Annotated in this window: 9 protein-coding genes; 7 read left to right on the top strand and 2 right to left on the bottom strand. The window is 40.3% G+C overall.

From position 1 onward, the window contains the following. The first annotated feature begins 5 nt into the window (after window positions 1–5). The 7 genes from EDC17_RS12980 to EDC17_RS13010 all read left to right on the top strand — a co-directional run bounded on the left by EDC17_RS12980 (window position 6) and on the right by EDC17_RS13010 (window position 9,067). Entirely contained in the window at window positions 6–1,244 is a 1,239-nt protein-coding gene (locus EDC17_RS12980) for a nucleoside permease (RefSeq protein WP_132778488.1), read from the top strand. Between the two features lie 32 nt (window positions 1,245–1,276). Further along, a complete protein-coding gene (locus tag EDC17_RS12985) occupies window positions 1,277–2,965 on the top strand; it encodes a GMC oxidoreductase (RefSeq protein WP_132778489.1) in 1,689 nt (562 codons plus the stop codon). A 17-nt stretch (window positions 2,966–2,982) separates the two neighbouring features. Further along, window positions 2,983–4,407 carry a Gfo/Idh/MocA family protein gene (locus EDC17_RS12990; protein ID WP_132778490.1) on the top strand — a complete coding sequence of 475 codons (1,425 nt, stop codon included), beginning with the start codon at window positions 2,983–2,985 and terminating at the stop codon, window positions 4,405–4,407. Between the two features lie 11 nt (window positions 4,408–4,418). After that, the gene (locus EDC17_RS12995) at window positions 4,419–5,048 is read left to right on the top strand and encodes a gluconate 2-dehydrogenase subunit 3 family protein (protein WP_132778491.1); all 630 of its coding nucleotides are present in this window, start codon (window positions 4,419–4,421) and stop codon (window positions 5,046–5,048) included. A 127-nt stretch (window positions 5,049–5,175) separates the two neighbouring features. Further along, a complete protein-coding gene (locus EDC17_RS13000; RefSeq protein WP_132778492.1) occupies window positions 5,176–6,510 on the top strand; it encodes a dihydroorotase in 1,335 nt (444 codons plus the stop codon). Continuing rightward, window positions 6,510–7,562 (top strand): S66 peptidase family protein, encoded by a 1,053-nt coding sequence (locus EDC17_RS13005; RefSeq protein ID WP_132778493.1) that lies wholly within the window; start codon window positions 6,510–6,512, stop codon window positions 7,560–7,562. Before EDC17_RS13000 ends, EDC17_RS13005 begins: the two co-directional genes overlap by 1 nt. An 86-nt stretch (window positions 7,563–7,648) precedes the next feature. Further along, window positions 7,649–9,067 (top strand): M14 family zinc carboxypeptidase, encoded by a 1,419-nt coding sequence (locus tag EDC17_RS13010; RefSeq protein WP_165894421.1) that lies wholly within the window; start codon window positions 7,649–7,651, stop codon window positions 9,065–9,067. Between the two features lie 17 nt (window positions 9,068–9,084). Here the strand turns inward: EDC17_RS13010 and EDC17_RS17660 are convergent, their stop codons facing one another. Beyond that, window positions 9,085–9,186 carry a hypothetical protein gene (locus EDC17_RS17660; RefSeq protein WP_394343363.1) on the bottom strand — a complete coding sequence of 34 codons (102 nt, stop codon included), beginning with the start codon at window positions 9,184–9,186 and terminating at the stop codon, window positions 9,085–9,087. A gap of 9 nt (window positions 9,187–9,195) precedes the next feature. Further along, a complete protein-coding gene (locus tag EDC17_RS17435; protein WP_394343364.1) occupies window positions 9,196–9,396 on the bottom strand; it encodes a hypothetical protein in 201 nt (66 codons plus the stop codon). Window positions 9,397–9,701 lie beyond the last annotated feature (305 nt).

Genomic DNA, 9,701 nt, shown 5'->3' on the forward strand with positions numbered 1-9,701 from the left:
AACATATGAACTCAATTCTTAAAACTAAATTATCATTCATGATGTTCCTCGAATTTTTTATTTGGGGGGCATGGTTCGTTACACTGGGCACATACTTAAGTACCTTGAATGCAACAGGACTACAAACGGCGAGTGTGTTTTCTACGCAGTCGTGGGGCGCTATCATAGCACCATTTATTATAGGAATGATTGCGGATAGATACTTTAATGCGGAGCGTATTTTAGGTGTTTTACACCTTGTGGGCGCTTTTTTAATGTATCAATTGTATCAAAGCGATTCTATTGATTCGTTCTATCCCTATGTATTGGGTTATATGATTTTATTTATGCCGACACTTTCTTTGGTGAATTCAGTTTCATTCCGCCAAATGAAAAACCCGGAAAAGGAATTTTCGCTGATTCGGATCTTTGGAACGATCGGCTGGATCGTAGCGGGATTATCTATTAGTTATGTTTTCAAATGGGATTCAGAGGCTGCTATTGGCCAAGGAATGTTAAGAAATACTTTTCTAGTGGCATCAATAGCTTCTTTGGTACTGGGTGTATTTAGTTTTGCACTTCCAAAGACTCCTCCGGTGACAGTAAATACAAATGAAAAGAAAACCATTTCGCAGATGCTTGGATTGGATGCGATCTCTTTGCTTAAAGACCGTAATTTCTTAGTATTCGTAGTTTCCTCTGTATTAATCTGTATTCCATTGGCATTCTATTACCAATATGCAAATCAGTTTTTGACAGAAGTAGGCATGGAGAATTCAACAGGTAAGATGACTATAGGTCAGATTTCAGAAGCTTTATGTTTATTGTTGTTGCCTGTGTTTTTTACACGTTTTGGTTTCAAAAATACGATCCTATTGGGAATGTTTTGTTGGGCATTGCGCTACTTACTATTTGCTTTTGGAGATGCTGGAGAAATGACATTTATGTTGTTGTTCGGTATTGCTCTACACGGTATTTGTTATGACTTTTTCTTTGTGTCAGGACAGATTTATACCGATTCAAAAGCAGGAGTGCAAAATAAAAGTGCTGCACAAGGACTTATCACTTTAGCTACGTATGGTGTAGGCCAGCTCATTGGATTTTGGGTAGCGGGTTACGTAAGTGATATGTACGCAGATATTAAGGGAGAAAGCATTGCGCAATTCTGGAATCAGCTGTGGATAGTACCAGCGATTATTGCGGGTGTAGTGATGTTGTTATTTATGATTTTCTTCAAAAATGAGAAAGTCAGTAATGTAGAATAGATTTTTTTTAAACAATATAAGCTTAAATACTAATGGTAGAGAATAATACTTATGATGCAATAGTAATTGGGTCAGGAATTAGTGGCGGATGGGCGGCTAAAGAACTAACAGAAAAGGGTCTGAAAACAATTATGTTAGAGCGTGGCCGTAATGTAGAACATATTAAAGATTATACATCAGCAACGAAAGACCCTTGGGATTTTCCGCATGCAGGAGGACGTACACAAGAGATGATCCAAGATTATCCCGTTCTAAAGCGTGATTATCCATTGAACGAAAAGAACCTCAGTTTTTGGGTGAATGAGAAAGAAAGCCCATATAGTGAGTTGAAAAGATTTGACTGGTATAGAGGTTATCATGTGGGAGGAAGATCATTGATGTGGGGACGTCAGTCTTACCGCTTAGGTGATTTAGACTTCGAAGCGAATCAACGTGATGGTCATGGTGTAGATTGGCCTATCCGCTATAAGGATATCGCACCTTGGTATAGCTATGCAGAGAAATTTGCGGGTATATCAGGAAATAGAGACGGTGTTCCAAGTTTACCGGATGGGGATTATATGCCTGCTATGCCGATGAACATTGTGGAAAAAGATTTAGCAGCACGCTTACGCAATATGTACGAAGGCAAGCGCTATTTCATTATGGGTAGAACAGCCAATATTACGGTGCCTCATAATGGTAGAGCAAATTGTCAATATCAAAATAGATGTTGGGAAGGCTGTAACTTCGGTGCATATTTCAGTACGCAATCAGCTACGCTTCCTGCAGCTATGAAGACGGGTAAGTTGACGTTGAGACCATTTTCTATTGTAACGCGTATTCTGTATGATAAAGATACTCAAAAGGCAAAAGGCGTAGAAATTATTGATGCGGAAACAAACCAAACGTATGAATTCTATGCGAAAGTGGTATTCGTATGTGCTTCTGCACTGAATTCTGCTTGGGTTTTGATGAATTCTGCAACAGACGTGTGGGAAGGTGGATTGGGCAGTAGCAGTGGCGAATTAGGCCACAACCTGATGGATCACCACTTCCGTTGTGGTGCGGGTGGTCGCGTAGAAGGTTATCTGGATAAAACCATCTATGGTCGTCGCGCGAATGGTCTGTATGTACCAAGATTTGTGAATATCGATGGTGATAGTAAAAAACGCGATTACGTGCGTGGATTTGGTTACCAAGGTAGTGCAGGTCGTGGTAGAGCATGGAGTTCAGAAGAAGAGAAATATGTAGGCGGTGCATTTAAGGATGCGATCTGCGAACCAGGTGATTGGACTGTAGGTTTTGGAGCTTTCGGCGAGATCCTTCCTTATCATGACAACTATATCAAACTGGATAAAGATAAAAAAGATAAATGGGGACTTCCAGTATTGGCTTTCCACGCTGAAATCAAAGAAAATGAGATTAAAATGCGTCAGGATATGCAATATGAAATGAAGGAAATGCTTGACAGTCTGGGTGTGAAGGATACCTACGTATATGACAATGTATATGGTTTCGGTCAAGGGATACATGAGATGGGAACTGCTCGTATGGGCCGTGATCCAAAATCATCGGTATTGAATGGGAACAACCAAGTATGGGATGCGAAGAATGTATTCGTTACTGATGGTGCGGCCATGACTTCTGGTGGATGTGTCAATCCTTCATTGACCTATATGGCATTAACAGCGAGAGCCGTGGATTTTGCTGTAAACGAGTTGAAAAAAGGTAATTTATAGAATTGAAATAGACTATAATGGAAAACAAAAGTAGAAGAGATTTTATCAAAACTGCTGCAATCGGTGCAGCAGGCATTACTATAGTACCTCGACATGTATTAGGTGGTACAGGATTCAGAGCTCCAAGTGACATGCTACAAGTTGCCTCTATTGGTGTAGGTGGTATGGGCGGTTCGGATGTAAATAATATTCACGGTAGTGGTAAAGCTAATATAGCTTTCTTATGTGATGTGGATACAGCAAGAGCCAAAGGTAGCGTACAGAAATTCCCGAAAGCGAAATTCTATACCGACTTCCGTGAGATGCTGGACAAAGAACACAAAAATATCGATGGAGTATCCGTATCTACACCGGATCACAACCACGCTATACAAGCGCTAGCTGCTATGGAATTGGGTAAACACGTGTATGTACAAAAACCATTAGCACACGACGTATGGGAAGCACGTGCTTTGACACATGCTGCAAAAAGATATAAAGTAGTAACACAAATGGGTAACCAAGGTGCTTCGGGCGACGGTGTGCGTCAGATGCGCGAATGGGTGGATGCAGGTCTGATTGGTGATCTTGTCGAAATCTATGCTTGGACAGACAGACCTGTATGGCCTCAAGGTATTCAATGGCCAGCAGTTAAAGCTAAAGCTCCCTCAACCTTGGATTGGGACAAATGGTTAGGTACTGCGCCATACACTGAATATTTCGATAAACTTGTTCCTTTCAACTGGCGCGGATGGTGGCCTTATGGTACAGGTGCATTAGGCGATATGGGTTGTCACAATTTGGAAGCTCCTTTCAGTATCTATGGATTGCAATACGTTAAAGACGTACAGGCAAGTGTAGGTTCGGTATATGTGGATGAGTTCAAACGTGGATATTTCCCTGAATCATGTCCTCCGTCAAGTTCGGTGACAATGACTTTCCCGAAAACCGCTAAAACTAAAGGTGATGTGAAAGTACACTGGATGGATGGTGGTATTCAACCTCCTAGACCAGATGAATTAGAACCAAATGAAATCTTTGGTGACGGTGGTAATGGTATCTTATTAATAGGTAAAAAAGGTAAAATTTTGGCGGACACATATGCTGCAAATCCAAGATTATTGCCGACTAATAAAACATACCGTACGGTAAAAGAAAAATACGCACGCGTACCTAAAGGAGCTAACGGACACTGGGCACAATGGGTGGAAGGCTGTCTTGCGGGATATGGCAACATGGAAATGTCGTCTCCGTTTGAGATTGCAGGACCATTGACAGAAGCCTTATTGATGGCTAATTTAGCGATCAGAGGTGTTGATTTGCGCGTTGATGGCAAATTCCCTGGCCGCAGTAAAAAATTAATTTGGGATAATGACAATATGCGAGTTACAAACTTTGATGAAGTGAATCAATATGTAAAACGTACTTATCGTCCGGGTTGGGAAGTTAACTATACATTTTAATAGACTTAGAGATGAATAGAAGAGAAGCGTTACAACGAGTAGCTATGATCCTAGGAGGATCCATAGTAGGGGCCAATTTATTTTTAGAAGGTTGTACTCGTCCGGCTACCAAAGAAGTAGCGGTATTGTTCGAAGATAAAATGATTGATAGATTAGGCGATTTAGCAGATGCAATATTGCCACCTACTTCTACACCTGGCGCTAAGGAAGCAGGTGTGGGAAGCTTTATTCCTGTGATGGTAAGAGATTGCTACACGGAGAAAGAGCAAAAAGCATTTATGGAAGGTTTCGAAACTTTAGATAAAAAATGTCAAGAAGTAAAAGGTAAAGCCTTTGCTGAATTGAGCATCGAAGAGAGAACAGCAGTAGCAGAAGTTCTGGACAAAGAAGCTTCGGAATACAACACGAAGAAAAATGAGCGTGAGAAAGATTACGTAGAGAAAAACTCAGTGAAACAAAATGAACTATATAAGGACTTAGAATTAGATCCAAAACATTGGTTCTCGATGTTCAAAGAACTTACTCTTACGGGTTACTTCAATTCCGAACTAGGCTTAACTAAAGCGCTAAGATATGTAAAGGTGCCAGGCAGATACGATGGTGAATATCCTTACAAAAAAGGAGATAAAGCCTTTGCCTAAACAAATGAAAGGCGAAACGTTGGTTTCGCCTTTTTTTATTGCCAATCAGACTCGGATTTAGTCTGATAATATTTAGGTATTTGTTAAGTTTGTAAGTATATTACTCATTACTTATCAATAAAACAGAATGTCAACACTACTTATAAAAAATGCACAAGTTGTAAATGAAGGAACTACTAAAGTTTTGGATGTATACATCAAAAACGGAAGGATAGAGAAACTGGCTCCACAACTTGACATTCAAGCCGATCAAGAGATTAATGCGGAAGGTTTGCACTTACTGCCCGGAATAATTGATGATCAAGTGCATTTTCGGGAGCCAGGACTCACTTACAAAGCCAATATCTATACCGAAAGTCGTGCTGCGGTTGCCGGAGGAACGACTTCTTTTATGGAAATGCCCAACACCGTTCCCAATACGCTGACTCAAAAATTGCTTCAGGATAAATACGATATAGGTCAAGATTCTTCTTTGGCCAATTATTCATTTTTTATGGGAGCTGCGAATGATAACTTGGATGAAGTTCTCAAAACAAATCCACGTGATGTATGCGGTATTAAGGTGTTTATGGGTTCTTCTACGGGCAATATGTTGGTGGATAATGAAACAGCACTTGAGAATATCTTCAAAAATGCACCTACATTAGTAGCTACACATTGTGAAGATGAAGCCACTATCAAAGCTAATCTCGCGGCTTACAAAGAGAAGTATGGCGATAATATCAGCATCGATATGCATCCCCTGATCCGCTCGGCTGAAGCCTGCTATTTGTCTTCATCAAAGGCCGTAGAATTAGCCAAAAAGAATAATACACGTCTTCATATTTTACATATATCGACAGGAAAGGAAACTTTTCTGTTTGATAATTCACTTCCGTTGGAACAAAAGAAAATTACGGCTGAGGCTTGTGTGCATCACTTATGGTTTTCTGATCAAGATTATGCCCGCAAAGGAAACTATATCAAGTGGAATCCTGCGGTGAAAACATCCTCCGATCGCTCCAAAATATTGCAAGCGGTATTGGATGGTCGTATTGATGTAATCGCTACGGATCATGCGCCGCATACCATCGAGGAAAAAGAACAGCCTTACTTGCAAGCTCCCTCAGGCGGACCGTTGGTGCAACATGCCTTATTGGCTCTGTTGGATATGGTACAGCAAGGTAAATTGACATTAGAACAACTCGTCCAAAAGACAGCACATAACACGGCTCTGTGTTTCCAAATAGAACAACGCGGATTTATCCGTGAAGGATATTGGGCAGATTTGGTATTGGTCGATTTGAATACACCTTATCGGGTCAACCGTCACAATATCTTATCAAAATGCGGTTGGTCACCTTTTGAGGATCATACTTTCCAATCTACTATCGAACACACGATCGTATCGGGGAATTTGGCCTATTCCAAAGGACAAATTATTGAAGTAGGTTCGGGACACCGATTATTATTCAACAGATAATGGATAAAAGAACTTTTTTAAAATCATTAGGATTAAGCATTGGAGCATTGGCAATAGCGGACAATTCCGTAAGTGCACACAGCGAAATAGCAGGCTCTGTACAATCCTTGTTAAAAGCAAGGGTACTCAAACCCGGAAATACGATAGGAATTATCACCCCTGCAGGCGCACTGTCTGAGGAGGAGTCGATTACGATGACGAAGGAAGTCTTAGCGCATTTTGGCTTTCGTGTGAAAGAGGGAAAATATATCCGTGCGCGCTATGGAAATTTGGCTGGCACGGACCAAGAGCGTCTTCATGATCTCCACAGTATGTTTGCGGACAAGGAGGTACATGGGATTTTATGTGTTCGCGGCGGCAACGGAGCCTCTAGACTTCTTCCGCAAATCGATTACGAGCTGATCCGACGAAATCCTAAAGTCCTATTAGGTTACAGTGATATCACAGCATTGATATTGGCATTTTATGCCAAGGTAGGGTTAGTTTCCTTTCATGGTGTCGTGGGAAGCAGTACGTGGAGCGATTATGTAGCCAGATTGTTCAAAGAACAATTCATAGAAAATAAACTCGCTGTATACGAAAATCCGAAAAAATCAGATAGTCAGATTATTCAATATAAAGATAGAATTCAGACGATAACACCAGGGATAGCAGAAGGGACCATTATCGGTGGCAATCTCACCTTAGTGTCCGGCTTGTGCGGTACACCCTATTTACCATCGTTTCAAGATGCAATTTTATTCTTAGAAGAGATCGATGAGAAGTCAGATCGATTGGACCGTATGTTTTGTCAATTGAGGAATGCAGGTATATTATCTCAAATAAAGGGTTTTATTTTCGGTAAATGTACCAATTGCGGTCCTTCGGGAGGGTATGGCTCATTGACTTTGGAACAAATGTTGAATGATTATATCAAACCTTTGGGAATTCCGGCATTTAGCGGTGCTATGATAGGTCATATTTCGGATCAATTTCTGATGCCAGTCGGTGTGCGCGCGCGCATGAATGCTTCCACGGGTGTGATTGAATACCTTGAAAAATCATTGCTATGAAAAAAATAATATTCCTTTATTTCATTATGACACTATTCTTTTCATGCAGCCGCATGAATAAAGCAGAAGGAATAAATTCTAGTTTTATGGAAATAAATACAACGACATTTAATAATATATATTCTAAATACAAGGAATCCGCTTTAAAGCATAGACGCTTTAAGCATAAAGATATTGATTCATTACTGCGTACACATAGCGAAAAAGGAAAATTAAACATCTCTCAAATAGGTAAATCTTTTGAAGGGAGAGCCATATATGAGGTGCAGTATGGGGAAGGAGAGAAGAAAGTAATGCTTTGGTCCCAGATGCATGGGGACGAGCCTACCGCCACCATGGCATTATTTGATTTGTTTAATTTTCTAAATGGTGCGAATGATGATTATGAGGAGATTAGACAGTTGCTCCGTAGTAAGTTAAATATTCATTTTATCCCGATGCTAAATCCCGATGGAGCAGAACGCTATACCCGTCGGACAGCGCAAGGGATAGATATGAACCGCGATGCGCGGGCTGGTCATACGGTAGAAGGAGCTTTGTTGCGTGCTCGGGCAGCTGAAATCGCGCCACAGTATGGTTTCAATCTGCATGACCAAAATATTTATTACAATGTGCCTGACACCAAAAATCCAGTATCGATTTCTCTATTAGCTCCCGCTTATAATGAGTCAAGAGCGATCAATTCAGTACGCGAAAATGCGATGAAGATTGCGGCAGGAATGAACGAGATACTGCAAGAATATATTCCAAATGCTGTGGCAAAGTATGATGATACGTACACGCCTCGCGGTTTTGGTGACAATTTTCAGTCTTGGGATGCCAGCACGGTATTGATTGAATCTGGGGGTTTGAAAGGCGATCCAGAAAAGCAGGAAATCCGTAAACTTAATTTCATTATCATTTTGAATGCTTTAGTGCAAATCGCCGAAGGAAGTTATACTCGATTCGATAAGCAGGCGTACGAGGCTATTCCATTCAACGCTTCTCAGCTGCATGATATTGTGATTCGCAACATTAAGGTGGGTAGAGATTCACTAGCTTTCCTTACGGATCTGGCAATACGTAGAGTAGAATCCACGGTGGGTAGAGACTTTTTTGTGCGCGGTAAAATTGAAGATATGGGTGACTTGAAAGAATCTTTCGGTTATGAAGAAATAGCGGAAGATGGTTTGCAGTTTATTCCAGCAAAAGTAGCTACAGTTATGGTAGATAGCGTGGCGCAGCTTTCTCCTACCCAGGCTTTTGATTTGCTTAAGCAAGGCTTTATGGCGGTAAAGGTGAAGCAGGTAGGAGCCTCTCCAGAGGCATCGCTGCATACATTGCCTTTGCATTTTTTCTCACAGTCCAGATTTTACTTGCCTATCACAGCAGACTTTGGCGGAACAGCTAATTTTTATATTGGAAATGCCAATGGTGATTTAAAATATGCCATCATGAATGGATACCTTATTGATCTGACGAAAGGATTGGATAATAAAGTGATACTAAAAAACAGAGTGCATTAAGCACTCTGTTTTTTAGATTATATAGTGGTTACCGAGAATATAACTCTATAGCCATGGGGGTCAAGAATCATTAATCCGTTCTCCGCCCAGTATATGTTTTTAGGTTGCAGTAATTCAATGTTATTTTGCTATAGGAAAAGTCTTTTTAGTTCTAATTCTTCGTTGGAGGGTAAATAAAATACTAACGCATCATCTTCATCAAAGTTGGACTGTGGCATCTCCGAAGAAACCGTAAATTCCAAATGCCAATTCTCATTTTCCAATCCTAGAAAAACTCCATCGTAACCACGATGGTTTTCAAATCCTCCTAATTTTTGTAATCCCCCTATCTATTTGTAGAATGTTGTTATTTCAGCAAGATTACGAGTATTCTAGCATATCTGAATTTCATGGTTATTATTTTGTCAGCCTTTAAAAATAGTGTATTATACTGAAATTCAGATATTTAATTATATATTCTATTGTTTTTATTTACCAGATTCCGTATATTTAGTGTAGAAACCTTGCAAACTCAACCCTATGCTAGCGAAGAAAAAGATCACAAATCAATCCAGTTTCTTCTTCACTTTAGAAGATACCTTGAGTCACAAACACCCTCTTTATATTTTGGCTAACCGCGTTGATTGGCAGTTGT

Origin of the sequence: Sphingobacterium alimentarium, assembly GCF_004342685.1 — a bacterium.
Taxonomy (GTDB): Bacteria; Bacteroidota; Bacteroidia; order Sphingobacteriales; family Sphingobacteriaceae; genus Sphingobacterium; species Sphingobacterium alimentarium.